At 61.9% G+C, this 26,170-nt stretch carries 18 protein-coding genes; 8 read left to right on the forward strand and 10 right to left on the reverse strand.

Going from position 1 to position 26,170, the window contains the following annotated elements; genetic code table 11:
- Positions 1–1,403: mannose-1-phosphate guanylyltransferase/mannose-6-phosphate isomerase (locus tag A5906_RS37435; protein ID WP_080140278.1), on the reverse strand; the 1,403-nt coding region annotated here is incomplete at its 3' end.
- A gap of 27 nt (positions 1,404–1,430) precedes the next feature.
- Positions 1,431–2,441 (reverse strand): NAD-dependent epimerase, encoded by a 1,011-nt coding sequence (locus A5906_RS37440; RefSeq protein WP_080140130.1) that lies wholly within the window; start codon positions 2,439–2,441, stop codon positions 1,431–1,433.
- A 313-nt stretch (positions 2,442–2,754) separates the two neighbouring features.
- On the opposite strand from A5906_RS37440, the gene A5906_RS37445 reads away from it, so the two are divergent.
- Together A5906_RS37445 and A5906_RS37450 are read left to right on the forward strand one after the other, a co-directional pair.
- Positions 2,755–3,870 carry a glycosyltransferase family 4 protein gene (locus A5906_RS37445; RefSeq protein ID WP_080140131.1) on the forward strand — a complete coding sequence of 372 codons (1,116 nt, stop codon included), beginning with the start codon at positions 2,755–2,757 and terminating at the stop codon, positions 3,868–3,870.
- Between the two features lie 82 nt (positions 3,871–3,952).
- Entirely contained in the window at positions 3,953–5,113 is a 1,161-nt protein-coding gene (locus tag A5906_RS37450) for a glycosyltransferase (RefSeq protein WP_080140132.1), read from the forward strand.
- Between the two features lie 11 nt (positions 5,114–5,124).
- On the opposite strand, the gene A5906_RS43405 is transcribed toward A5906_RS37450, so the two are convergent.
- Positions 5,125–5,268 carry a hypothetical protein gene (locus A5906_RS43405; RefSeq protein ID WP_167523748.1) on the reverse strand — a complete coding sequence of 48 codons (144 nt, stop codon included), beginning with the start codon at positions 5,266–5,268 and terminating at the stop codon, positions 5,125–5,127.
- 580 nt (positions 5,269–5,848) lie between these two features.
- Here A5906_RS43405 and A5906_RS37455 point away from each other — a divergent pair.
- The 6 genes from A5906_RS37455 to A5906_RS37480 all read left to right on the forward strand — a co-directional run bounded on the left by A5906_RS37455 (position 5,849) and on the right by A5906_RS37480 (position 17,312).
- Positions 5,849–7,018 carry a polysaccharide biosynthesis/export family protein gene (locus tag A5906_RS37455; RefSeq protein ID WP_245327116.1) on the forward strand — a complete coding sequence of 390 codons (1,170 nt, stop codon included), beginning with the start codon at positions 5,849–5,851 and terminating at the stop codon, positions 7,016–7,018.
- A gap of 111 nt (positions 7,019–7,129) precedes the next feature.
- Positions 7,130–8,470 (forward strand): glycoside hydrolase 5 family protein, encoded by a 1,341-nt coding sequence (locus A5906_RS37460; protein ID WP_245327117.1) that lies wholly within the window; start codon positions 7,130–7,132, stop codon positions 8,468–8,470.
- A gap of 42 nt (positions 8,471–8,512) precedes the next feature.
- Positions 8,513–9,715 (forward strand): glycosyltransferase family 4 protein, encoded by a 1,203-nt coding sequence (locus A5906_RS37465; RefSeq protein ID WP_080140133.1) that lies wholly within the window; start codon positions 8,513–8,515, stop codon positions 9,713–9,715.
- Between the two features lie 54 nt (positions 9,716–9,769).
- Positions 9,770–10,975: a glycosyltransferase family 4 protein gene (locus A5906_RS37470; protein ID WP_080140134.1), complete on the forward strand. Its 1,206-nt coding sequence runs from the start codon at positions 9,770–9,772 to the stop codon at positions 10,973–10,975.
- Positions 10,976–11,324: 349 nt separating this feature from the next.
- On the forward strand, positions 11,325–15,668 hold the full coding sequence (locus A5906_RS37475; RefSeq protein WP_080140135.1) for a hypothetical protein: 4,344 nt from the start codon (positions 11,325–11,327) through the stop codon (positions 15,666–15,668).
- 261 nt (positions 15,669–15,929) lie between these two features.
- Positions 15,930–17,312 (forward strand): hypothetical protein, encoded by a 1,383-nt coding sequence (locus tag A5906_RS37480; protein ID WP_080140136.1) that lies wholly within the window; start codon positions 15,930–15,932, stop codon positions 17,310–17,312.
- 10 nt (positions 17,313–17,322) lie between these two features.
- Here A5906_RS37480 and A5906_RS37485 read toward each other — a convergent pair whose 3' ends face one another.
- The 7 genes from A5906_RS37485 to A5906_RS37515 all read right to left on the reverse strand — a co-directional run bounded on the left by A5906_RS37485 (position 17,323) and on the right by A5906_RS37515 (position 25,839).
- Positions 17,323–18,780, reverse strand: coding sequence for a lipopolysaccharide biosynthesis protein (locus A5906_RS37485; protein ID WP_080140137.1), 1,458 nt, complete (start codon positions 18,778–18,780; stop codon positions 17,323–17,325).
- Between the two features lie 6 nt (positions 18,781–18,786).
- On the reverse strand, positions 18,787–19,785 hold the full coding sequence (locus tag A5906_RS37490) for a glycosyltransferase family 2 protein (RefSeq protein ID WP_161495485.1): 999 nt from the start codon (positions 19,783–19,785) through the stop codon (positions 18,787–18,789).
- Positions 19,782–21,035: a glycosyltransferase family 4 protein gene (locus A5906_RS37495; protein ID WP_136615773.1), complete on the reverse strand. Its 1,254-nt coding sequence runs from the start codon at positions 21,033–21,035 to the stop codon at positions 19,782–19,784. The genes A5906_RS37490 and A5906_RS37495 overlap by 4 nt, the downstream gene beginning before the upstream one ends.
- On the reverse strand, positions 21,032–22,108 hold the full coding sequence (locus A5906_RS37500; protein ID WP_080140140.1) for an acyltransferase family protein: 1,077 nt from the start codon (positions 22,106–22,108) through the stop codon (positions 21,032–21,034). The genes A5906_RS37495 and A5906_RS37500 overlap by 4 nt, the downstream gene beginning before the upstream one ends.
- Positions 22,105–23,202, reverse strand: coding sequence for an acyltransferase family protein (locus A5906_RS37505; RefSeq protein ID WP_080140141.1), 1,098 nt, complete (start codon positions 23,200–23,202; stop codon positions 22,105–22,107). Before A5906_RS37505 ends, A5906_RS37500 begins: the two co-directional genes overlap by 4 nt.
- Positions 23,203–23,291: 89 nt before the next feature.
- On the reverse strand, positions 23,292–24,458 hold the full coding sequence (locus A5906_RS37510) for a hypothetical protein (protein ID WP_201723820.1): 1,167 nt from the start codon (positions 24,456–24,458) through the stop codon (positions 23,292–23,294).
- A gap of 169 nt (positions 24,459–24,627) precedes the next feature.
- Entirely contained in the window at positions 24,628–25,839 is a 1,212-nt protein-coding gene (locus tag A5906_RS37515) for an acyltransferase family protein (RefSeq protein WP_080140142.1), read from the reverse strand.
- Positions 25,840–26,170 lie beyond the last annotated feature (331 nt).

Here is a 26,170-nt window from a genome sequence, read left to right on the forward strand (position 1 = left end):
TGATAGTCGTCTTCAATCCGGATGATGTCGTCTTCCCCGAGATAGGAGCCGGTCTGGACCTCGATCAGCTCCAGCATGATCTTGCCGGGGTTCTCCATCCGGTGCACCGCGCCCATGGGGATGTAGATCGACTCGTTCTCATGCACGGTCTTGACGGTCTCGTTGACGGTGACGCGGGCCGCGCCGCGGACCACGATCCAGTGCTCGGCGCGATGATGGTGCTTCTGCAGCGACAGCCGCCCACCCGGCTTCACCACGATGCGCTTGACCTGGTGGCGCTCGCCATTGTCGACGGACTGATAGCTGCCCCACGGCCGATGCACCTTGAGATGCTCCTCGGTGACCTTCGGCGCCACCGCCTTGAGCTTGGTGACGAGCCGCTTCAGGCCGTTGGCATCCTTCTGGCGCGAGACCAGCACCGCATCCGCGGTGGCGACCACGACGAGATCGTCGACACCTTCGAGCGCGACCAGCGCGGAATCGGTGGTGACGTTGCAGTTGCGGGAATCCTCGAACACCGCGGTGCCGTGCGCGGCATTGCCCTGCGCATCCTTCTCCGACAATTCCCACACCGCATGCCAGGAGCCGACGTCGGACCAGCCGCAGGACACCGGCACCACGGCGGCGCGCGAGGTCTTCTCCATCACGGCGTAGTCGATCGAGATCGCCTTGGCCGCGCCGAACGCCTCGGGCTCCAGCGTGACGAAGCCGAGATCGCGGCCGGCATTGTTGACCGCGTTGGCGACCGCCTCGACGCTTGCCGCATCGACCTTGCGGTATTCGTCGAGCAGGACGCTCGCCGGGAACATGAAGTTGCCGCTGTTCCAGAGAAACCCCGAATTGACGTAGTCGGCCGCCGTCACGGCGTCCGGCTTCTCGACGAAGCGCGCGACCGCGTGCACCGCGCCGGAGATCACCTCGCCCGGGCTGATATAGCCGTATTCGGTCGCCGGCCGCTCCGGCTTGACGCCGAAGGTGACGATGCGCCCGGCGCTCGCGGCGGTGAGGCCTTCGCGGCATGCCGCAACGAAAGCGGCATTGTCCTGCACGACGTGATCGGCGGCGAGCGCGAGCACGATCGCCTCAGAGGCGCGGTTCTGCGCGAACACGGCGCCAGCGGCGATCGCGGGCCCGGAATCGCGCCGCATCGGCTCGAGGATCACGTCGGCCTCGATGCCGATCTCGGCGAGCTGCTCCAGCACCATGAAGCGATAGGCCGCGTTGGTGATGACGATCGGGCGATCGAACAGCGATGCATCCGAGACGCGCAGCAGCGTGTCCTGGAAGGTCGAACGCGCACCGAACAGCGGCAGGAACTGCTTCGGCCGCACCTCGCGCGAGGCGGGCCACAGCCGCGTGCCGGCACCGCCGCACATGATCAGGGGAATGATTTTGTGAGACACCTGCGAGCTACTCATGTTGCAAGGGGATCATACGCGGTGATACTGCCGATACCATTCGACGAAACGGCCAAGGCCATCTGCGATCGAGGTCGACGGCGAGAAACCGACGTCGCGCTGGAGCGCCGAAATGTCGGCGCGCGTCTCCAGGACGTCGCCGGCCTGCATCGGCAGCAACTGGCGGATCGCGGGCTTGCCGATGATCTTCTCCAGCGTCTCGACGAACTCGATCAGGTTGACCGACCGGTTGTTGCCGATGTTATAGACCCGATACGGCGCATAGCTCGACGAATTTTCCGGCCGCTCCGCGTTCCAGTCGGGATTCGGCGCCGCGGGCCGATCGAGCGTGCGGATCACGCCTTCGACGATGTCGTCGACATAGGTGAAGTCGCGCCACATGTCGCCATTATTGAAGATCCTGATCGGCTCATCGGCGAAGATCGCGCGCGTGAACAGCCAGGCTGCCATGTCGGGCCGTCCCCACGGACCGTAGACGGTGAAGAAGCGAAGGCCGGTCACCGGCAGCTTGTGAACATGGGCGAAGGTGTGCGCCATCAGCTCGTTCGCCTTCTTGCTCGCCGCATAAAGGCTGACCGGATGATTCACCGAATGCTCGGTCGAGTACGGCAAGGTGCGGTTGGCGCCGTAGACGGAGCTCGACGAGGCGTAGACGAGATGCTTGAGGCCATGACGCCGGCCGGCTTCGAGCACTGTGACGAAGCCGTCGCAATTGGCGCGGATGCTGGTGATGGGATCGTCGATCGAGGCACGCACGCCGGGCTGCGCCGCCAGATGCACGACGCGGTCGGGCGAGACCTCGTCGAACACCCGCGTCACCGCGGCAAAATCAGCAAGATCGATCTCGTGGAATTTGAAACCCGGACGATGCTCGAGCGTTGCAAGACGCGCGCGCTTCAGCGCCGGATCGTAATACGGCGTGACTGAATCGATGCCAACGACTTGCTCGCCGCGCGCCAACAGCCGTTCACAAACGTGCATTCCGATGAAGCCGGCAGCACCGGTCACGATCACTGGCTGCAAAGTTGTCACCTCGTTGATTCCGCGAATGCAATGCCAGACCAGGAGATGAGAGGCAAGGTTCGGACGATTGCGAGAGTCATCAAATCAGGCGTCCATGTAAGCGCATCGAAATGTGTAGGAAACATGATGGCGCCATGCATCGTCGCATGCTATCGGCCTCGCGAAGATGCTCGGACGATAGCGCCAACTGTGCTACAGGTCATAGATCGTATATTCGGCGCGAATGCTTAGTCTTGAGGCAACATCGCGTCAGAGCTCACTCTGAATCAGACGCTCACCAAGAACAAGACACCCACCAAGAAAAAGATCGGCTTTGAAACTCTCCATCAACGGCAGGTTCCTGTCACAATCGCTTACAGGCGTGCAACGCTACGCCGCCGAAATCGTCAAGGCGATGGACCGCTTGCTCGCGAGCGGAGACGCTCCGCGACAACTGCTGGATGCAGAGTGGCAGATTCTCGCGCCGCCAAATGCGCAGGCACTTCCCGGACTTAGCCGTATCAACGTCAAGCAGGTTGGATCGTTGCAGGGCCATGCGTGGGATCAGATCGATCTTGCGCGCGCAGCCGCGGGCACGCGCCTGATCAGCCTTGCCAATTCCGGTCCGGTGCTCCATCGCGACCATCTGGTCGTGATCCACGACGCGCAGGTTTTCAGGCGACCGGACTTCTTCAGCTGGCGCTACCTCGCCTTGCACCGGACACTCGGCCATTTGCTGGCGCGCGCCGCAACGATCGCAACAGTTTCCGCGTTTTCGCGCAACGAACTTGCCGAGGTGCTGTCGCTGGATCCCGCCTCGATCCCCGTCATTCCGAACAGCGCGGAGCATTTCGCGACCGTCGCGCCGGATTTCTCGATCATCGATCGACTGCGGCTTGCGCCCCACCAATTCTTTCTCTTCGTCGGCTCGATGACGAAGAACAAGAATGTCGATACCGCCGTTCGCGCCGCCGAGCGGCTCGGCCGCGCCGATTTTCCGCTGGTCGTGGTCGGGGGCGACAACAGCAAGGTCTTTGGCGGCGGCACCACCGAATCGCGAAACGGGATCGTGGTCGCTGGCCGCCTGAAGGACGAGGAAATCGCGGCGCTCTTTGCCCGGGCAACCGCCTTCGTTTTCCCGAGCCTTTACGAGGGCTTCGGCATACCTCCACTGGAAGCCATGTACTTCGCCTGCCCGGTCATTGCGAGTTCCGCCGCGGCGGTGCGCGAGACCTGCGACGATGCCGCCGTTTATTTCGATCCACTGGATGCGGACGGGCTGTCGGCGCGGATGCACGACAGAATTGAACTCGGCAGGATCTCACCTGCGGAACAGGAGAGGCAGCAAAAGCGTCTTGCGACATATTCCTGGGCCAAGTCGGCCGCAGCAATGCTCGAATTCCTCGCCAAACCGGCTTCGCAAACCGCATCGGGACGTCTCGCGCAATGACGCGGCCCAATTATTGCTGCTTGGAGGCATCAGAGATGCATCCGCGAGATCCGGCTCCTGCAACTCAAGGAAGGAATGACCGTTGTCCAGCGGCCTGAAAATTCTGCATGTCGCCGAGACGGTCAGAGGCGGCATCGCGACATATCTCAACGAGTTGCATCCGCACCAGCGCGCCAGCTTCGGCCGCGGAAACGTCAACTATGTCGTTCCGTCCGACCATCGCGGCGATCTGGTGAACATCGAGGATGATGCCGTCACCACGTTTCCGCGTGACGGCCGCAATGCGCTCGGCCTGTTTCGCATGCTGTTCGCGACCATGCGCGCGGTGCGGCAGCTTCGGCCCGATATCATCCATCTTCATTCGTCGTTTGCCGGGCTCGTGGTGCGCCCCGTGCTATGGCTGACCTATCGGCGTTCGCGCATCGTCTATTGCCCGCACGGATGGGCGTTCGGCCGCGAGACCGGCCGCCTCAGCCGCGAAGTCACCAGGCTCACCGAGCTGGTGCTGTCGAAATTCACCCATCGCATCGTGTGCATCTCGGAGAGCGAGCGGACCGACGCCATTCAGGTCGGAATCGCGGCAAACCGCCTCGTTCTTGTGCACAACGGGATTTCCAAACAACGCCCCGTGCTCGACCAGCGTACAGCGCCGTGGCGATCAGAGAAGATCAAGGTCCTCTTCATCGGACGCCTCGACCGTCAGAAAGGGTATGACCTCCTGATCGAGGCGGCCCGCGCGCTTCGCGACACGATCGACGTGCGCCTGATCGGCGCTTCGGTCGTCAGCAAATTCCGCCAAAGCGATCTCCCGGCCAACGTCTCGCTGCTGGGCTGGATGAATCGCAACCAGATCGAAGCCGAGCTCGACCAGGCCGACATGGTCGCAATTCCATCGCGCTGGGAGGCGTTTGGCCTGGTCGCGATCGAGGCAATGCGTGCGGCCAAACCGATCATCGCCTTCCGCATCGGCGCCCTGCCGGAGATCGTCGAAGACAATGCGACGGGCGTGCTCTGCGACGAGGTCTCAGCGGACAAGCTGGTTGAAGGCTTTCGACGTGCAACCGGACTGGACCTGCCAGCGGTCGGCCGGGCCGGATATGAGCGCTTCGCCTGCCTCTATGACATCGAGCAGACGCACCGGACCTTGAGCCAGGTCTATGCCGATGTCCTGCACATGCGCCAGAGCGAATCCGGTCAGCAGGCCAAGCTGCAGTCCGACCTTCCGAACAATCTGCGACCGTGATGACAGTCCGATCAGGCCATCCGACGGCCATCTTCCTGCGCGAATTCGCCGTCGGTCACCCGGTCGTCGGAGAACGACCAGACGATTGCGGACGCTACGATCATCGCACAGGTGAGAAAGCCGGCTGCGAACAGCAGCGATCCGGTTTGCAACATTGTCTTCGTCTTCCCTGTTGTTTGACCGTGCAACTAGCCGGATCAGGATTAGGAAGACCTTACGGACGCCAGCGTGATGCCAGCTTCCGGATCTAAGCGTTAACGGAGGCGGAATCCCGTCGCGGACATTTCGATCCGACCTCGCTTACACAGCATGGCCAATCGCAAGAAAGGACACCGCAGGGTGAGCGCACATTCGACACGACCACGGGGATTTATTGCAGTGATGCCTTGCGACGATGTCATCGCAGACCCGAGCCATCAGCGCATGCGACCAACAAATTCGAGCTCAAGCCTCAATCGTGACATCGATCCGACACGTGTATGGCTAGTTTGCAAACTGCTTATGAAACGGGAACTTCACGCACAAATTTTGAACAGACGTTCTTGCGTTTATCGCGGTTCACAAGTTGCAATAAGGTCACAGCCATAGGTGCTTTACCATAAAGACGAAGAGCCAGCAGTGACTCCTCACCACGGGGTTTGTACGGTGTTTCCGATTTTAGATGAGTACGAGGGGATCGCGGTGGCTAAGACCGAACGTTTTTCTTTTGATTTCGGGATTAGCCGAATCCTGGCCGTGGCTGCGATCAGCAGCTCGCTGGCGGGCTGCGCGGGCTTCATTCCGCTGGACGCGCCGGATGCCGTTGCCACGCACACGAATGCCGCGCTCGTCACCGAACCCACCACTCCGCTCGCCTATGCGCTGATGCCGGTCAACCCGGCGGTCCTGCAGGCGACCAACGGCTTCACTGACTCCTCCGGGAAGATCTTCTCGCGCCTGCCCGGCGGCAATTATCGCGACGTCACGATCGGCATCGGCGACATCGTGACCGTGACCGTGTACGAAGCGCAGGCAGGCGGCCTGTTCATTCCGCGCGAAGCGGGCGTGCGGCCGGGCAATTTCGTCGACATTCCGCGCCAGCAGGTCGACCAGTCCGGCAACATCAACATTCCCTACGCAGGATCGATCAAGGTTGCCGGGCTGACGCCGCGCGCCGTGTCGAACATCATCCGCGAGCGCCTCAAGGACCGCGCTATCGATCCGCAGGCGGTCGTGAGCGTGGCCGAGCAGCGCGGCAACCAGATCAGCGTGCTCGGCGAGGTCAATTCGCCACAGCGCTTTCCGGTCGACCCGGGCGGCATTCGCCTGATGGGCGCCATCGCGCGCGCCGGCGGTCCGAAATACCCCTCCTACGAGAGCACGATCACGATCAAGCGCGAGGGCCGCACCTACAACGAGTCGATGTCCACCATCGTGCATAATCCGAGCGAGGACGTGCTGCTCGCGCCGGGCGACGTGGTCTTCCTCACCCGCATTCCCCGCGTCTACATGGTGTTCGGCTCGACGCCGTCGCCGGGTTCGATCGGTGGCACCAACAACCGCCGTTTCTCGTTCGAGAACGACAACATGTCGCTGGCCGAAGCCATTGCGAAGGCGGGCGGCCTCGACGGCAACCGCGCCGACTCCAAGTCGATCTACGTCTATCGCTTCGAGCCCAAGCCGCTGCTCGAGCGCATCGGCATCGACGTGTCGCAGTTCCCGACCAAGACGATCCCCGCGGTCTACAAGTTCGACATGAGCAAGCCCGACGGCTGGTTCCAGGCAGACACGTTCCGGATGCGCGATCACGACGTGATCTCCGTGGCGGAATCGCCGTCGACCGAATTCATCAAGCTCATGAACCCGCTGAACGCAGCGAGCGTCAACGCGGACAACATCAGCTCGGTGGTCGTGAATTCGAAGTGAGCCGAACACGGAATTGCCGTCCGCACATATGCGGCGGCGATCCGCCCAATTCGAACCATAAGAGGGAGGTAGTTCGTTAGCCAAATCGATTGGCGAATGTGGAGCAACAGCGTGACCGAGCCCAGCAGACCAGATCGGCCCCATTCGCGATGGCAGCTTGCCGCCCTGGCCGTGACGATCGGTTTAGCATCGGCTTCCGCGAGCGCGCAGAATGCGCAACCGCTCGAGCAGCGGTTTCTGTTCGGTGTGGGCACGCATCAGGGCCTCGGCGGCTCAGTCAGCGGCCGGGGCTATGTGCCAGCCATCTCGGTGAAGCAGATGAAGGAACTGGGTGCGACCTCGTTCCGAGACGATCTGCCCTGGTCGGACTTCGAGCTGCCAGGCCGGCAGCTCGGCTTCAATCCCTTGCTCGGCCGGCTCGATGCGCAGATCAAGGCCAACATCGGCCCTCCCGTCATCATCTTGGCTTTCGGCCACCATCTCGTTCCGAATTCGACCCCGCCGACGACCGACGAGGCCCGCCAGCGCTTCGTCAATTATGCGACGGTCGTTGCGCAGACGCTTGCCGCCCGGCGGCCCATCTTCGAACTGTGGAACGAGTACAATCTCGAAGCGCGCAAGAATCCGGATTTCAGCATCGACAACTATGTGGCGCTCGCGCGGGTGGTGCAGCCGGTCGTCAAGCGTGCGGCTCCCTCGTCTCCCTTTGTGGTCGGCGCACTCGGCGACGATCCGGGCTGGAAGTGGACCGATGCGCTGTTGCGGACCGGCCTGCTCGAGATCGCGGACGGAATATCGATCCACATCTACAATCACTGCATGAACCCGGCGAGGCGAACCGCGGCCGAAGCGATCGAGCGGCTCGAAGCCTTTCATCAGCGTGTCGCGCAGGCAACCAACAATCCCGCCTATCCGATCTATCTCACCGAGGCAGGCTGGCCCAACGGCGAGGCCAAATGCAGCGTGAATGAACAGCTGGCGGCCGACAACATGGCGCAAATGATCCTGTGGTCATCGACGGCTGGACCCTGGCTGAAGGGACTCTGGCTTTACGAGCTCAAGGACAGCGGCACCAAGCCCGACGCGCTCGAGCACAATTTTGGCATCTACCACTTCGACAATTCGCCGAAGCCCGCCGTCTGCTCGATCCGGGATAGCTGGGCGTTCGTTCGGACGAGTCTAAAAGCGGAGAGAACCAGGCCCGTTCCGGGCGTCGTTCTGGTTCGAAGCCAGGATGGGTCCGACGTGAAGGCGGCGCTGTGGTCGGACAACCCGACCAAGCGTTTTGAAGTCCGATTGAAAGGCGCAGAATCGAATGCCGAGGTCAGCCATGTATGTCAGCAAGGGGCAGGTCTCGCTCCCGGCGCCTGGACGGAGCTATCGACCACCCCCCTGCTCGTCACCGCAAAGGGGCAGGCCGCGCTCGATTTCGAGATCCGGCCGGCCAACTGACGCTGTCGCGGCCGCCGCGCGCCACAGGATCCGGGGCGTTTCTTGAGAATTCTCATCGTCAACACGCTCTATCCGCCCGAAATCATCGGCGGCGCGGAAGTATCCGTGTCACTGCTCGCGGAGGCGCTGGCTCAGCGGGGCCAGCAGGTGTCGGTCGTCTGTCTTCAGAAGGAGCAGGTTCAGTCGGTTGACGAGCGCAACGGCGTGCGCGTCTACCGTGTGCCGCTCGACAATGACTACTGGCCGTTCGGCCGCGACGCGAAGCCCTCCTCGATGCAGCGCCTGAAGTGGCACCTGCAGGATACCTGGAATCGCAAGGCTGCCGCGCGCTTTGCCGAAATTCTCGACATCGAAAAGCCCGATGTCGTCCATTCTAATAACCTCACGGGTTTTTCCGTCTCACTGTGGTCAGAGGCCAAACGGCGCAACATCAGAATTGTGCACACCTTGCGCGACTATTCGCTGATCTGCAAACGCTCGACGCTGTTTCGGGCGGGCTCGACATGCATGCGGCGCTGCGCGGCCTGCGCCACGATGACGGCGCCATATCGCCACGCTTCGCGCATGGTAGACGCCGTGACGTCCAACAGCCAGTTCGTGCTGGAGCGCCACCTCGGGCCCGGCTACTTCACGGACATCCCACGCCGCGTCATCTTCAATATCGCCGACACGACCAACCTGGGCGCGATGCCGGGGCCTGCCGGCGACGACCTGGTCTTCGGCTTCATCGGGCGCCTGGAGCCCGAGAAGGGCATTGACGTCGTCCTCAAGGCAGCAGAACTGCTTCCCGATACCGGCTGGCAGCTCAAGATTGCCGGCAGAGGCCTCGAGGCCTACGTGCGAGATATCAAGGCTGCCTGCCGAAGCGACCGCGTGCAGTGGCTCGGCTTCACCAAATCCGCGGATTTCTATGCCGCCGTCGACGTCTGCCTGATCAGCTCGGTCTGGCCGGAGCCGCTGCCGCGGACCCTCATCGAGGCGATCGGGGCCGGCAAGGCCACAATTTGCGCCACAGCTGGTGGAATACCGGAGATATCGGAGTTTTCTAATCTCGTGGGGAAATACGAGCCACACGACCATCGGCGGCTCGCCGAACTGATGCAGGAGGCCATTCACCAGACCGCTCGATGGAAGAAGTCTTCACCCGCCCGGCCGGATTTTGCGGAGAAATTCACCCCCGAGACGATCACACGACAATACCTGGAGATGTACACCGGCAAACCGGGGACCTCTTCACAAGAATAAGGGGCGAAAAGCTGCAAGCGCTAATGCCACAATGGATACTGAGATACATTCTTAATGAAGGTCCTCGTCACCTCATCGCTCTATCCGACGCCCGATGCCCCGAAGGTCGTCGGCGGCGCCGAAATATTCGTCCGGCGGCTGGTCGAGAGCCTGGTCGAACGTGGCGACAAGATCGAGGTGGTTCGCGCCGCATCCGTGCCTGACCAGAAGGCCGAACGATACAACGACGTCGACGTCTATTCCGCCCCGAGCCGAAACATCTATCTGCCATTTACCGGACAACGGAGCGCGCCCGCCCGGGGCGTCTGGCACGCCATCGAGGACTGGCAGCAAACGGCGGACCTCGTGGGGGCGCGTATCGATGCCTTCAAACCGGATCTGCTGCATTCCAACAATCTTTCGGGCCTGACCACCGCGGTCTGGAAAGCAGCGTTCGACCGGGGCGTTCCGATCGTCCACACGCTGCACGACTATTATCTGACCTGCCCCCGCTGCTCGCGCTTCTCCAACGGCCGCGCATGCAAGCACACCTGCTTCAGTTGCAAATTGTTGACCATCAACCGCCGCAACGCGACCAAGCAGCTGAGTGCTGTCGTCGGCGTCAGCCAGCGGATCCTCGACATCCACACCGAGCTCGGACTGTTCGCGAACATCCAGGCGCGCAAAGTCATCCGGCATGCATCGGCGCTGCAGCCGGTCGCACCGTCGACCGCGCCTCCCTCGGACACTCTGCGGCTGGGCTTCATCGGCCGACTGACCGAGGAAAAAGGCATCTATAATCTCGTCAAGGCCGTGGCGACGTTGCCACCCAGCTCGGTCCGTCTCGTGATCGCCGGACACGCCAGCGACGAGATGAAGCGCGAGCTCCGGGAACTGGCGCCGGGCGCGGCGCTCGAGTTCCTCGGCTTCGTCGCACCGGAGAAATTCTACGAACAGATCGACATCGTCGTGATTCCGCCGATCTGGGAGGAGCCCGGTCCCATCGTCGTTGCCGACGCGGGAACCGCCGGCAAACCTTTTCTCGGCACGAGGTTCGGCGGCATACCGGAGGCCGTCGCACGCGGCGCGACGGGATGGCTCACGGAACCGGATCCGCAGTCGCTTGCCGACAGCATCCGACAGCTGCTGTCGAAGCCGGATGAAATCGCGGCGATGGTTAAGCAAATGTCACTGCAGACGACCCCGTATACGTTCGCAAGCGTCGTCGACGAGTATCGCAACCTGTTCGAAAGTCTCGTCGCGAGTCGACAAACGGCATGACAGAGGATTGACGGTCGCGTGTAGACCGCCGATCCCGCTCGCGATTGTCGCGACGCCGGTTTGCAACCCGCAAACAAATCCGCAGAATCCCCGTGGAACCACGGGACATTGCTCACGCAACGTGCAGCCTGCACAACAAACGCTGCGAGAAACGACGTCGCGCCTCGCTCGTGACATCGTTCACGCACACGGCTGACATCGACAGCGGCTAATCACACACTCGAACGAGTCGGCCGAACATATCGCGAGCAGAGTTCGCGATGCGTCGACTTTTACCTGAATAAAAAACCTGAAACACAAAGGTCGAGGCTACTGCTCGACTCAATCGAACTCACATGCAGAGCAACAGATGACTACGTCCCCTGTCGACCAGACCCTTCATTCGGCGAGTTCCTTCACTGGATCCATCGGCATCAACACGCACGTAGCCTACTCCTGGGGAAGCTACAGCAACCTCGCGCTGATCGAGGACGACCTCAAATATCTCGGTGTCACGAAGCTGCGCGACGCGCTCGCGACGACTCCGGCCAGCCAGCCCGTCATGGACGGGCTCGCGGCGGACGGCTACAAATTCGACGTGATCGTGTCATCGAGCTTGCCGGCGGCGGGTTCCGGGGGAATGGCACAATTTCTCGCGCAGCTCGACAGCTTCCTTGCGGAACATCCCGGAAGCCTGATCGCCGTCGAAGGCCTTAACGAAGCCAACACGCAGCCGTTCTCGTACAACGGAAGCACCGACATCTCCGCGGCGGCGAAGTTCCAGGCGGCGCTCTATGCCGCGATCAAGGATGACGGCACGCTCTCGGGCGTCTCGGTCTACAACCTTTCGCTCGGCTACAACGACACCAGCGACTATGCCAAGCTCGGCAATCTCTATGGTTCGGTCGACTACGCCAACTCGCACGCATATGTCGGCACAGCCAGCTCGCCCCAGACCGTCCTGAACATGCTTCTCGCCAACGCGACATCCGTCGCGTCCGGAAAGCCGGTCGTCATCACCGAAACCGGCTACAGCACGGTGACCAGCGCGAGCTATATCGGCGTCGATCAGACCGTCCAGGCCAAGTCGATCCTCAATACCCTGGTCGATGCCTTCAAGGGAGGCGTGGCCACCACCTATCTCTACGAGCTTCTCGATCATGGCTCGGATGCGGGCTCGAACATGGGCCTGTTCAATGCCGACGGCACGCCGAAGATGGCTGCGACCGCGATCCACAACCTGACCACCATCCTCGCGGATGACGGTACCGGCAGCAGCACCCCGACGGCTCAGCTCGGCTACACTCTTTCGGGCCTTCCCCCGACCGGGAACAGCATGGTGCTCACCAAGAGCAACGGCGCCTATGAGCTCGTCGTCTGGGCCGAGCCGAAAATCTGGGACGATGCTACCGACAGCGAGGTCGCCGCACCCACCGCATCGGTTACGGTGCAGCTCGGCGGCGTCCATCACTCCGTCGTCGTCTACGATCCGATGAGCGGAACCACGCCCATCGCCAGCTATACCGACGTCAGCCAAATCGGCCTTCCTCTCAGCGACCATCCGCTGATCATCGAGATCGACGCCCCCGCCAAGACCGGCTCGCCTCCCGACTTTCCCGCCAACGTCAGCGACACGGCCGCCGACATCGTCGCGCAATTGTCGGACCTCAACGCGTCGACCACGCTGCAGACGATCACGTTGACCGACACGCACGTCCTGCCTGTCGCCTCCGAAACGACGATGAGCTACATCATCTCGCATTATGGAAAGGCACTGGCGGCGATCCAGGGCGGGTATTCCTTCTCGGTCACGACATCGAGCAATACCTGGAGCCTGACCAAGGTCTTCAATTCGTCCGGCAGCCTGCTTTCGACCACCACGACGAATTTCATCGACGGAGTGGCATCCAGCAAGGTCACCGTCAACTCCGACGGATCGACCGACAGCATCAGCTATTCGGCCGGCATCGCCACCCAGGAAGTCATCGTCAAGGTCAACGGCTCCAAAGAGACGAAGAAGTTCGCAACGGACGGCAACCTGCTCAGCGACACCATCCAGAACAAGGACGGCTCGTCGTCGAACACGGTCTATTCCGCCGGCGTGAAGACGGCCTACTACGTCATCAACGCCGACGGCAGCCGCGACAACACCTTCTACAACATCACCGGCAAGAGCTACGTCACCGAGACGCAGCATCTCGATCCGACCGGCAAGGTCACGGCGATCACCCGCAAGCACGCCGACGGAACGCTCGACTACACCCAGGTGAAGAACGCCGACGGCAGCAGCGTCACGACGCTCTATGATTCGACCGGGAAGAAAACCTCGCTCATCACCGTCACCTCAACCTCCACCACGACCGATACTTTCAATACGTCCGGCGCGCTGGTGAAGGAGGTCGTTCAGAAGACCGACGGCTCCGTCACGACCTCGAACTACAACGGCACATTGCTGACCTCGGTGTACATCCTCGGTGCGGACGGCACCAAGGAGACGAAGCTCTACGACTCGGCTGGGCGCCTTTCCAACGACGCCGTAATCAGGACGGATGGCTCGTCATCGACGACCGTCTATACGGCCGGCGTCAAGACCGCCGCCTATGTGATCAACACCGACGGCAGCCGCGACAACACCTTCTACAACATCACCGGCAAGACCTACGTCACCGAGAGCCAGCACCTCGACGCGACGGGCAAGGTCACGGCGATCACCCGCACGCACGCCGACGGAACACTCGACTACACCCAGGTCAAGAACAGCGACGGCAGCAGTGTCACGACGCTCTACAATTCCGTCGGACAAAAGACCTCGACGATAACGGCGACGTCCACGACCACGACCACCGACACGTTCAACACGTCGGGTGCGCTGGTGAAGGAGGTCGTCCAGAAAACCGACGGATCGGTGACCACCACGAACTACAACGGCGCCCTGCTGGCGTCGGTCTACATCCTCAACGCCGACGGATCGAAGGAAACCAAGCTGTATGACGGCAGCGGTCGGCTGTCGAGCGACACGGTGACAAGGACCGACGGATCGTCGTCGACCACCACCTATGCCGCAGGCATCAAGACCGTTCTCTATGTCAACAACGCCGACGGCAGCCACGACAACACCTATTACAATATAACCGGAAAATCCTACGTCACCGAGACGCAGCACACCGATGCGGCCGGCAACGTCACCGCGATCACCCGCACCCATGCCGACGGCACACTGGACTACACCCAGGTCAAGAACAGCGACGGCAGCAGCTTCACGACGCTCTACAACAGCGCCGGGCAGAAGACGTCGACGATAGCCTGGACGTCCACCACCACGACGACCGACACGTTCAGCACCACCGGCACCCTGACGAAGGAGGTCGTCCAGAAGACCGACGGCTTCGTGAGCACCACGAACTACAACGGGACGCTGCTGGCTTCGGTCTACATCGTCAACGCCGACGGCTCGAAGGAGACAAAGCTCTACGACTCGGCCGGAACGCTCGCCAACGACTCGTTGATCAACAACGACGGCTCGACGTCGACGACCACCTATACGTCCGGCGTGAAGACCGCGCTCTACGTCACCAACACGGACGGCAGTCACGACAACACGTTCTACAACATCACCGGAAAGTCCTACGTCACGGAAGCCCAGCACACCGACGCGTCCGGCGTCGTGACCCAGGTCGTCCGGACCCACGCCGACGGCTCACTCGACTACAAGCAGGTCATCAACCCCGACGGCAGCAAGATCACGGACGTGTACGACAGCACCGGTCACAAGCTGAACGAGGTGCAGTCCCACGCCGACGGATCGAGCGTCACGGACATCTTCAACACGTCGGGCGCGATCACCCAGGAGGTCGTCAAGGCCTCCAACGGCGACACCACCACGACGAACTACGCCAATGGCGTTCAGGCGTCCATCTACGTCGTCCATACCGACGGCTGGAAGGAAACCAAGCTGTTCGACTCGAGCGGAACTCTCACCAACGACACCGTCTACAACACCGACGGATCGACCTCGTCGACGGTGTATACGGCCGGTGTGAAGACCGCGAGCTACGTCACGAATGCCGACGGCACCCACGACAACTCGTTCTTCAACATCACCGGCAAGAGCTACGTCACGGAATACCAGCACACCAACGCGGCCGGGACGCTGCTCTCCGATACCAGGCTGCATGCAGACGGCACCTTCGATTACACCCAGGTGACCAGCAGCGACGGCACCAAGACCACCGACATCTACGACAGCACCGGCGTGAAGACGCAGGAGACGATCAAATACACCAACGGCAGCTCGGACGTGTTCATCTTCTCGGTGCCCGGGAAACCCGGCGCCATCGAACACGACAGCCGTGATGCCAGCGGCGCCCTGACGAAGATCGACATGCAGAACGCCGACGGGACCCACAGCGTTACCGCGGTCACCGCCGGCCAGACGTTGCAGGGCTCGGCAAGCAGCGACCAGTTCATGGTGTCGCCGGGATCCAGCACCATCGTCTACGATCACGGCAACGACAAGATCGTGGGCTTCCACGCCGGTACGGCCGCCAATCACGACGTCATCGAGATTTCGAAGTCGTTGGTGGCGGACTACGATCACCTGCAGATGACGCAGAACGGATCAAACGGGGTGATCCAGATCTCCGCCAGCGACTCGATCGTGCTCCAGGGGATCAACATCCAGAACCTCGACCACGGCAACTTCCTGTTCGTCTGATCCGGCAGGATCGGTCAGCCCTCATCGAGCCAACGAGAACGGGCCGCGTTTTGCGGCCTGTTTTTCGTTTGGCGAGCTGTCAGAGCAGCGCCTAGCGGAGGGATCGCAAACGAGGCACTGGGCGCCCCTTGCGAGGCCATTGCCCCACGATGTTGCGCATGTTCTAAGGTGACAGACCTCCCGCTGAGGAGCGCAGCACTGCGCGCTGTCGCATCCGTGCAGGAGAGATTTCGACAATCAACGGCAGGACGCCGCCAGATCATGATCCGACTTCTCGCCCTCGGCAGCTATTTCTACCAAAGCCTGGTCGCGATTCTTCTCATTCTCCTGCTCAGTCACCAGCTCGAAGCGGCGCATTACACGACGTATTCGCTGACGATGGCGGTCAGCCAGTTCGCGACCGTCGTGGCCTTCGAATGGATTCAGCTTGCCGGCCAGCGCTTCCTGGCCTCGAGCGGCGGGGACGACACGAAACGGTTGCAATGTTCCCTGTTTCTCGCGCTCGCGCTCAGCGCCGCGGCCCTCGCCGCAATCGCCGCACTTGCTGCAGCCAGCGGCCTGGTGCCTCTTTCCCTGATCGGGCTGGGATTCGTCGTCACGATCATGCAGGGCACGACCGACCTGCACTACATGATGATCCGCGTCTCCGGAAAGCTGTCCTGGGCCTCGATCCTGTTGATCTGCCGCGCCACCTTCCTTCTGGCCGGGGCGGCGACCGGCGCCGGGCTCTATGGAACGACTGAAGCCGCCCTGCTCGGAATCTTCGTCGGTCACGGCCTCGGCCTGGTCCTGGGCTCGATCGTCGACCGGACCTTTCTCAATTGGTCGCCTCGCATCGCTACGCGAGCCGATCTGTCCGCCTTTGCACGATACGGAATGCTCGCTTCGGGTGCGTCGGTGGTCCACCTGTCCGTCCCGATCCTCATCCGCTTCCTGGTCGTCGGCCGCTTCGGCATCGCTTCGAGCGCCAGCGCAGGCTTCTCCATGGCGATCGATCTGCTGCAACGGCCATTTTCCGTGCTGCTCTCCGCGATTCACACCATCAGCTATCCGGATGTCGTCGCGCGCTTCGACAACGACACGCGCAAGGCCGCGCAGACCGCGGCGGCCGGCCTGTTCGATCTGGCAGTCTGCTCGACCGCTCTCATGCTGGGAGGACTGGTCGCATTCATTCCGGACGCGGCCAGGTTCTTCGTGCCGCCGGCCCTCATTGCCAGCTTTCTCGCGGTAACGCCGACCGTCGCGCTGTTCTACTTCCTGCACACCCATCTGCAGGCAACGCTTGCGCTCGTGCCGCACCTGGAGAAGGCCGCCCTCCGATTGATCATCATCGCAGCCGGCCAACTCGCCCTGGTGAGCATCTTCGTGCTCGCGAGCACCGCGGCAAGCCTCGGCCCGACGGCGGCGATCGCGCTTGCCGGACTGGCTACCGCCCTCGTCATCGCGTGTTCGATCGGTCCCACCGTCCGCTTCGGCGCTTATCCGCGTCCGATGCTCGCGTTTTCATCAGTGCTCGGCGCGACGATCATCGCCGCCTCCGTTGCGCTCCCCTCCGAACCGGTTTCGTGGCTCCTGGCGAAGATTGCGGCGGCCGCCCTCATCACCATCGCAATTGGCTGGGTCGGGGATCTCCTGAAACACTGAACGAGCGGCTTCAGGCGGCGGTCTCCGACCGCCGTATCCGGGCTAGGCCGAACGTAGTCAACGTCCCCCGCAGCTCCCGGTCGAGCGCGAGGATTGCGGCCGCATATGTCACGAACCCGCCGGCGCTCATGATTGCAAGGATCGCCACCGGATGAACTGACCCGAGATGCGGTCGCAGGAAAATCAGGACTGCCGCCATGACCGCGGTCGCAATCACGGGGTACACGGCGACGCCGATGGTACGCCCAATCGGAATTCCAACCCACGCCTTCAGCGCAAACAGGATGACGGGCGTTGCAAGCAGCATTCGGACGACATTGCCGATCGCCGCCCCCTCGACGCCGTATTGCGCGGCGACGACACCGACGGTCGCGCTGAGAACGAATTCGACGACATTGATCAGCAGGACTTGCCACATCAGGCCAATCGCCATCAACGCGTTGGTCTTGTAGTAGATCAACGGGACGAAGAATGCGATCTGGGCCAGGATCTGCATCAGCGGGATACTGGCTTGCCATTTGGTGCCGAACATCAGGGTCAGAAGCTCGGGCGCCACGATCGCCGCTCCGACGAACAGCGGATAGATGAAGACGGCGGTCATGTGAACGAGCCGCAAATAGGCCTTGATCAGGGCCGGCCGATCGTTCTGCAGACGTGCGAGCGAGGTTAGCGTGACCGTCGTCACCGGCCGGATCGACAGTTCCAGCAGCAGATCGATTCCGCGCCAGGCGATGCGCAGATAGCCAAGCCCCTGCGCCCCGACGAAATAGCCCACGATGAGGTCGAGCACACGCTGATTTCCCGTGCCCAGCAACGAGGACAACGAGACCGCAAGGCCGCTGTTCAGCTGGTCCAGAGCAATGCGCCAGCGGAAGCGAGCCGACGGAAGCCAGCGGGTCGCAACGAGAATCGCGATGATGTACCAGATGTAGTAAGTGAGCCTCTGCGCCACCAGGCTGAATACGCCGAAGCCCGTGAGGGCCATGACCATCGCGATGGTGCCGCTGACCATCGTCGCAGACACGTTGCGCGCCGCGATCGCACGGAATCCGAACGACCTGCGCAGCTTCGCCTCATACACCGTGCCTGCAGCAAACAGGAGCGACATCGGCGACAGGATCTGCATGACGATCTTCAGCTCGGGAACCTTGAACAGATCGGCGAGGCCCTGCGCTCCGAGAAACATCGCGAGCGTGAGCAATGTTCCGATCGCAAAGCTGCTCCAGAACGCCGTATCGAGCTCCTCGTCGGTCATCTCCTGGCGCTGCACCAGCACCTCGGTCAGCCCGGCGCGGCCCATCAGATTCGAGATGTCGATGAAGGCCGTGGCTATGCCGACCACGCCGAAAGCTTCAGGCCCCAGCGCGCGCGCGAGCACGATGAAGAGCACGAACTGGAACAGCGTCTGGCCGCCGGTGCCGAGCACCATCCAGAACACGCCGGTGACGGTGTGCTTGCGCAGGGACATCGCGGACTACTTCGTCGCGCCGGCGGCGCCGCGCTGAATTCGCTTCCATGCCAGCGGCAGCAGGAATTGCAGCGACGACGGGTGGCGCAACAATCTGGCGATCACGGTGCTGGCCGGAGCACTCTTGCGCATGTTGAGCGTGATCAGAAACTCATTGAAGCGCAGCATGCGAATGCGACGCTGACTGACCAATCGTGCCGCCTGAGACGAGATGCGTGCGCCGTATTGTTGCAGGAAATCCTCGCAGGACTTTGCCTTCTTGATGTAATCGGTGTTGGTCCGCGAGAATTCCGAGATCTTGCGCGAAATCGGGCCGAACGTCGGCGTGTAGACGTAGTAGGCGGCGGTCGCAATCTCGGCCCTTGCACCGCAAGCAAGCAGCGCGGAGTAGAAATAGGAATCCTCGCCGTGCCGATAGCCCGTCGGGTAGCTGAGCCGATTCTGCTGGACGAACGCCCGGCTCACGACCGGCTTCATCAATCCGAGCTGATATCCGCTCTCGACGAAATCATTCTGAAGAAAGAACTCCAGGGTGAGCGGAACATAGTCGCGCGGGTCGTTCTCGATGATCGAGATGACGCGCGGGATCGTGGCGTCGGCGTGATAGTCGAACAGGTCGATGTTGTCGGCGATGACATCGAGATTCTCGGATTCCGCACGACCTGCGAGCGTCGCGAGCCGTTCCGGCCGGTAGGTGTCGTCGGCATCGAGGATGGCGATCCAGCGGCCCTGCGCCGCGGCGAAGCCGCTGTTGCGGGCCACTGATGGTCCGCCGTTCTTTTCGAGATTGACGGGACGGATGCGATGATCGTCCGCCGCCAGCGCGCCGACGACGGCCATGGTATCGTCCGTCGAGCAGTCATTGACGACGATGATCTCGAAATCCTGCTCCGTTTGCGCCTGAACGGATGCGATCGCGCGTGCGATGCACCCCGACGCATTGTAGGCGGGGATGACGACCGACACGCGCGGTCCCTGCGAAACTGACGTGGATGGCGATGTCATGATCTTCCTGCGGCGATCTCGGCCCGCGGATGCGGGCGGTGTGCGGCCGTATCCGGCCGGTATGTCAGCTCGGCGCATCGCTCCCAGGAGAACGTCTGCGCCCAATTTTTGGCGGCTGCACCGAACTTCTCGACGTCTTGCGGCCGATCGAGAAGCTGCTCGAGCAAGCCCGCCAGCTTCTCCGGCGAGCGATCTTCCAGCAGAACCCCGGTCTCGCCGTCCAGCACCACTTCGGGCACGCCTCCGTGCGGCGCGGCGACGCTTGGCAGCGATTGCGCTGCCGCTTCGAGATAGGCCAGCCCGAAACCCTCCACCTTCTCCGGATTCGGCTCCGCGACCATGCAGAACAGCCAGGCGGACGCGTAGAAGCTGCGGACGTCGTCGTTCGAGACGGCGCCCGTGAAGACGACAGGCACGCCGCATGCCGCCGCAAGCCGCTTCAGCTCGTCCTGATAGGACGCGTCCAGGGCCTTCCCGACGACGACGTAACCGAGCTGATCCTTGGCGTGCTGAGGCAGCAAGGCAAGCGCCTGAAGCAGGTGACGGTGGCCCTTGCGAACATCCAGGCGCGCCACCGTGAGCAGCAGTTTGCGGCCGGTCGGCACGGCGTACTTCGCCAGCGTCGCGGCGGCGTCCGCCGACGTGCCGAACCAGAACGGATCGACGCCCAGCAGCGTCACCGCCGTCCGAGGAGGCGATGCCAGATAAGGGTGATGCCGGAGGACGAGCGCTTCAGTGAACCGACTGTTGGCGACGACATGATCGGCGCCCCGAAGATAGGACCGGCCGAACAGAAGCCCCGTCACGCGGGACTTCGCGAGGAGAAGCACGTCCGTGCCGTGCATCATCGCGACGATGGGCCGGCGCGTGAGCCGGCGCAACCATGGGATCACCATCACGAACGGCCAATCGGCCGCATGGATCACGTCGAAGGTCCACGGCCTGACGCGAAGCAACGCGAACAGCAGACGCGGCAGCGCCCGCGTGGCGTAAACCCCGCCGGCGAAGCGCCGGACCGCGAAAGGATAGAGCCTGTCCGCCGCGGTGTTGTCGTTCCCGAAGTCGGGGGCGAGGATTTCGACCGTGTGCCCCTGCGCCGTCGCGGCCCGCGCCATCTCGACGCAGTAAGTACCGACACCCCCGCGAAACGGCGGGAATTCATGAGTCAGAACGAGAATACGCACTATGTCATCCTCCAACCCGATGCCGATAGACCGTCGAAGACACCCGGTCGAGCCTGTTTCGATCACGCACGTTGTTGAACCTCCTCGCCCTCGACGACGTCACGCCGGGCCAGGAGCCGGTCGACCGCCGTGCGAAGACGCACCTCGATCAGCTCATAGCTCAAAGCCGAAGCCGCGAGCGACAGCGCGGCGCCGATCAGGGCGAAGCCGCACCACAGCACCCAGGCGTTGACGCCGAGGTCGAACAGCTTCCTGCCGATCACCTGCAACGGGAACAGGACGAAAGGATGCACCAGATAGAGGCTGTAACTGATCTTGCCGACATATTGCAGGCTGCGCAGCCGCGCGAGACCCGCGAACCACGAGTCCGGCGTCAACGCCATTGCGAACAGCGCAATGCCCGGGATCAGCGCGAGCCAGACGCTGACATACTCCAGCAAGCCGAACATCAGCACGAAACAGGCAACAGCCGCGATCGATCCGGAGATTCCTCGAAGCGGCAGCCGCAGCGAGGCCATGCCGCAGAGGATACCGATCCCGAAGAATGCGGTGTTGGGACGGTAAGCCACCGCGGCCACCGCAATGAGCGCCACGGACACGATGGCCAGCCTGCTTCCCGCCCGCCGCGCCAGAAAGATGGCGGCGAACCAGATGTAGAAAGCCCATTCGTAGCTCAGCGTCCAGGCATTCTGCTGGGCGATCGGCAATCCGAGCGCATCGGGAAGAAAGACCAGGTTGACGAGGAACAGTTCGACGTAAGTGCCAAGGTCGATTCCCTTGAAGAACTTGTAGCCGACGATCGGGCCCAGTGTGAACACGATCAGGTGCAGGACGACGAACACCGGAAGAATGCGCAGGCAGCGGTCGTACATGAATTTCGAAACCTGGCCATGACGCATCAGGCTGGCCGGAATCAGGAAGCCGCTGATCATGAAGAACAGCTCGACCCCATGACCGCCGGTCTCGAACGTCCTCTGAACCCAGAGCGGCAGCGCGGGGAGGAATCCCGCCAGCATCGGCATCGCGTACAGATGTGCAAACACCACGGTCAGGGCGGCGAGGCCGCGAAGCCCCTGGATCGAAGGAAGGAAGCCGCCACGTTGCGCGCCGGCCTCGCCCGATTTGTCGGGCCGGGTCATGCGACGCTCCGCTGCGCAGCCGGCAGCGTTGCGGGCCCGGCCTCTCGCCGCGACCGGAACCTGCGGCCAAACCCGATCGCAGGCTTCTCGACCAGCGCATAAGTAGCCCAGCTCAGCAGGATGGTCGTGCCGACCACGCCGACGGCGAAGAGCAGCCACTGCAGGAGCGTCGCCCCTGCGCCGAAATAGTGCAGGGCTATCGACAGCACGTAAACCTGCATCAGATACACGGAATAACTGATCGTGCCGATGAAGCTCAGGGCCTGCGCGGCGAGGCGATCACCAAAACTGGCGAACACCAGGAAGACGAGGCCCGCGGCGATATAGGCCGATGCGATCGAATAGCTGAAGAAGAAGTCCTGATAAACCGCGCCGTAGAGGCGGTGGAAAATCAAGGCCGCGAATGCGCAGTAAAGGCCGAGACAGACCGCGACGTGCCACCACCGCAACCGCCTCTCCATCACCGTGTCACGGATCACCTTTCCGATCAGCATCGCATCGATGTTGAGGACGACCTCGAGCAGGCGCGACACGATCCGCTGCTCGAACAGGATCGGCAGAACGATGCCTCCGACCGATAGTACGACGACGATGGCGAACACGGCCTTGCTGCGCCGAAGCAGGCCGAGAACGAAGAGAACGGCGCAACCGATGTAGAAGATGAGCTCGATCGCCAATGTCCAGTGCGCAATCACCATGTTGGGCACCCCGACGAGATTCTGGAACATCGTAAGGTTCACGCCGAGTTGCCAGGCGGGAAACACCTTGGCTTCGGTGACCGGCAGGATCGCGACCGCGAGAACGATGGCCAGCCAATACATCGGATAGAGCCGGAAGAAGCGGCTGACGGCGAAGTCGCGAACCGGCGTGGAGCTGTCGGAAAAGCTGTAAGGCACGACGAAACCGCTGACGAAGAAGAACAGCACGACGCCGAACCGGCCGAAGTTGAAGTAGTATCCGATCAAGCCGTGCAGAAATCCCTCATACGGCCCGGTTTGCCCGGTGAGCACGACATGCTCCAGAACGTGCTGAATGATCACGCTGAGGACGGCAATTCCGCGCAAGGTGTCGACAAAGGCAAGTCGGCTATGCATGTAAGTCCCTTCGTGCCGTCGGATAACCGACAAACAGGTCGATCCTCGTCAACATCGGCCCGCCGGCCCGGCTCTGCGCCCCACCCGCTTCAACTGACCGGCCGCGCGACCCCGACTGCAGCACCGTGCAGTGTGGTCCCCTCACCGGCCGGTACGCGCCGCGGCCCCTGGAGAGCTCCGGTCATCCGCCGCGAGAAGACCTCGCTGAATCCGAGTGCGATGACGAGAAGACCGGTCGCCGGTCCGTAGCTGAGCACCGTTATGGTGAAGATGTTCATCACGAAGATGACGGAGAGCTTGTAGACGTCCGTGATCCCGGCAGTGGCACGAAACACCATCCACATGTAGACGACGAACGGCAGGCCGAACATCACGTAGGTGCCGATGTAGAAATTGTCGACCGGCACCCAATATCCATGCAAGTTCGAGAACAGTTGCTGCGGATAGTTGAAGCAGCCGATGCCACAGCCCGTAATGATGCCGATCGGCATCAACTGGCTGAGGTAGACGAAGGGCAGCTGCCAGCTGTTGTTGATCCGGTCCTGGAGGCTGTAGAAGAAGCCCTTGTGCCCCGGGGACAGGTCCACGCCGGTGAACAGCACGATGAGCACAATGGGGACCAGTATCGCCGCAAAGGAACTGAGCGTCAGCTTTCGAAGCGTCGGCAGCCTGTTCTCCTCGGGCAGGGCGCGCACCACGAGCAGACAGACGAGGTAGATGATGAGAACTCCCATCGTCGTCTTGTTCGTGGTCAGGCGGATCGCGTAAGCGGAAATTCCGCCCAGCACGAGGCACCAGACGACGCTCCTGCGGATCGACGTCAGCACGAAGGCAATCAGGATGAAGTAAGCCGCCATCGTGCTGTCAGCGGCAAATCCGGTCAACCTCTGTTCCGCGAACGACCACCATAGCCGCCCGGCCTCGCGAACAGCACCGAACGATTCGTACTTGAACCCGACCCACGGCATCGCCCAGTACTTCGACAGGAAGACGCCGCCCAGGGTGATGTAGAACGTCACGGTCACGATCTGCAACATTCTGCGGTAGTCGCCGATCTTCGCGTCGCAAAAACAGAAGCCGACGAACAGCGGAAACATCATCTTGATGGAAGAGAACAGCGCCGTCGTGCTGCCCAGGAAAAAGAAGCCGATCGCGAGCGACACGCAGATCTGGACGAAAACCAGAAGCGCCATGACGCTTCTGTTGTCGACGATGCAACGCTTGAGAAAGAGAGCGACGCACAGGATCGCCGCCAAGTCGGGCGTGAACCAGAGCACATCCATGTGCAATTTGGCGGAATAGTACCGCATCACGCCGCCGAACGCGTCGCGGATGAGGTAGAGCGAGAAGACGATGGCCTCGAGGGAAAAGCCGCCCGTCTCGGACTCGGATTGTCGACTTACTGTCACGTTGGCGCTCGTCATCTTAACTCTGCAATCGCGTCGAAGGCACTGCCCGCGTCTTGTTGAATCGGAAGCTGCCCTGCAACCAGCGATTCATCAGCTTCCCCCCGGGGAGCTCCACGAACGTGTAGGTGAGGTGTGACAGAATAAGGACGGCGAGAACGTCGATCGCCAGCATGAGTGATGCCGCCAAGCCGTTGCAGACCGCGTCCAGGGCCGCAATCGGGCGCGGCCCCACCGCTCTCACGAAGTACTCGGCGAGGAGAATGACGAAGGCATGAACCATGTAGACGGAATACGAACGTCGTCCGAGCCACACCAGGGGCGACCACCCGAGCAATTGCGGCAACGGGCCCGCCCCGGGGTACGCCAGCAGGGAGCCGAGAAGAAGGGCGAAGACGAAAGGCGCGGCGAAACTCAGCTGCGGCCATGCCCCCACCGACGACACGAGAACGACGCTGGCCACGCACGCCAAGATTTGAAGCATGCCGTAAAGGCCGCGGCGGTCGCTTCGGTGAATGCGCAGACAGAGCTGCGCCGTCAGAACTCCGAGGAAAAATCCCACGACGCAACGGATCAGGCCGAAATCCCATTGCAGCTCGAGGCTCCGCTTGCCCAGCACGATGATCAGGAGCATCAGCGCCGCCAGCACGAGCGCTGCTGCAGCAGAGCCGAGCACCCATGTGGCACCAACTCGCACGGAGAGCAGCATCACGAGGCCGAAGGCGATGTAGGTGTAGAATTCGACGCTGATGCTCCAGCTCGGACCGTTCCAGCTCAGATAATCGATGAAGCCCAGAGAGTGGAGCATGAACAGGTTGAGCACGAACGAGTAGGCGTTGTTGACCTCGAACGCGGCAGGAACCGCGACGACGAGACCAGCTCCGACCAGGCCGAGGCGCAGAAATCGAAACAGCAGCATGACGAAAAGCATGACCACGTGCAGCGGATAGAGTCGCGCGAAGCGGCGTTGCAAGAATTCTCGCAGGGAAAAATCGCCGGATTGCGGTTGTGCGTAACTCAACGTCATAACAATGCCGCTGAGAACGAAGAAGAGATCAACAAAGAGCCAGGCATTGCGGAAGAACGGCCAATCGATCCATGGACGCTGCGGGAAGGCGGCCAAGAAAGTCGGCATCAGAACGAGGTGATGAATCACAACTGAAAGCGCGGCGATTCCTCGAATGCTATCCAGTGGGAGATAGTGCGGTTTGGGCTTATGCGTCGACTCCATCACTATCCCGTTGCTTAATTTGCTGCGTTGCAATATTCTAACTTTTGAGCTCGATTTTCAATGAAAATCTGAGTTTCGCGATGCGCGATTTGTTGAACGCAAGTTCACAGCGCGCGATGAACGTTGATGCGGACGGGACGACGGCAGCCACCATGTTCCACCACGCGAGAATGTCGATCGATGCCCGCATGGCACGAGTTCTGAATAGCGAACGCAATACAATGCGAGATCGATCCTGAATTGGGCGAGATTTCCATTGTCCCCAACCAACAACGAACGGAAGACGTCCACATGATCGATCAGCCGCAACATTGGGAGAATTCCTAGTGGC

Source organism: Bradyrhizobium sacchari, assembly GCF_002068095.1.
Taxonomy (GTDB): Bacteria; Pseudomonadota; Alphaproteobacteria; order Rhizobiales; family Xanthobacteraceae; genus Bradyrhizobium; species Bradyrhizobium sacchari.

Bases quoted from the DNA above. Each gene is read 5' to 3' on its own strand.
- A5906_RS43405 (WP_167523748.1), bottom strand. From the start codon at position 5,268: ATGTTGCAAACCGGATCGCTGCTGTTCGCAGCCGGCTTTCTCACCTGT.
- A5906_RS37490 (WP_161495485.1), bottom strand. From the start codon at position 19,785: ATGACATCGCCATCCACGTCAGTTTCGCAGGGACCGCGCGTGTCGGTC.
- A5906_RS37480 (WP_080140136.1), top strand. From the start codon at position 15,930: ATGATCCGACTTCTCGCCCTCGGCAGCTATTTCTACCAAAGCCTGGTC.
- A5906_RS37485 (WP_080140137.1), bottom strand. From the start codon at position 18,780: ATGTCCCTGCGCAAGCACACCGTCACCGGCGTGTTCTGGATGGTGCTC.
- A5906_RS37470 (WP_080140134.1), top strand. From the start codon at position 9,770: ATGAAGGTCCTCGTCACCTCATCGCTCTATCCGACGCCCGATGCCCCG.
- A5906_RS37515 (WP_080140142.1), bottom strand. From the start codon at position 25,839: ATGGAGTCGACGCATAAGCCCAAACCGCACTATCTCCCACTGGATAGC.
- A5906_RS37505 (WP_080140141.1), bottom strand. From the start codon at position 23,202: ATGCATAGCCGACTTGCCTTTGTCGACACCTTGCGCGGAATTGCCGTC.
- A5906_RS37500 (WP_080140140.1), bottom strand. From the start codon at position 22,108: ATGACCCGGCCCGACAAATCGGGCGAGGCCGGCGCGCAACGTGGCGGC.
- A5906_RS37475 (WP_080140135.1), top strand. From the start codon at position 11,325: ATGACTACGTCCCCTGTCGACCAGACCCTTCATTCGGCGAGTTCCTTC.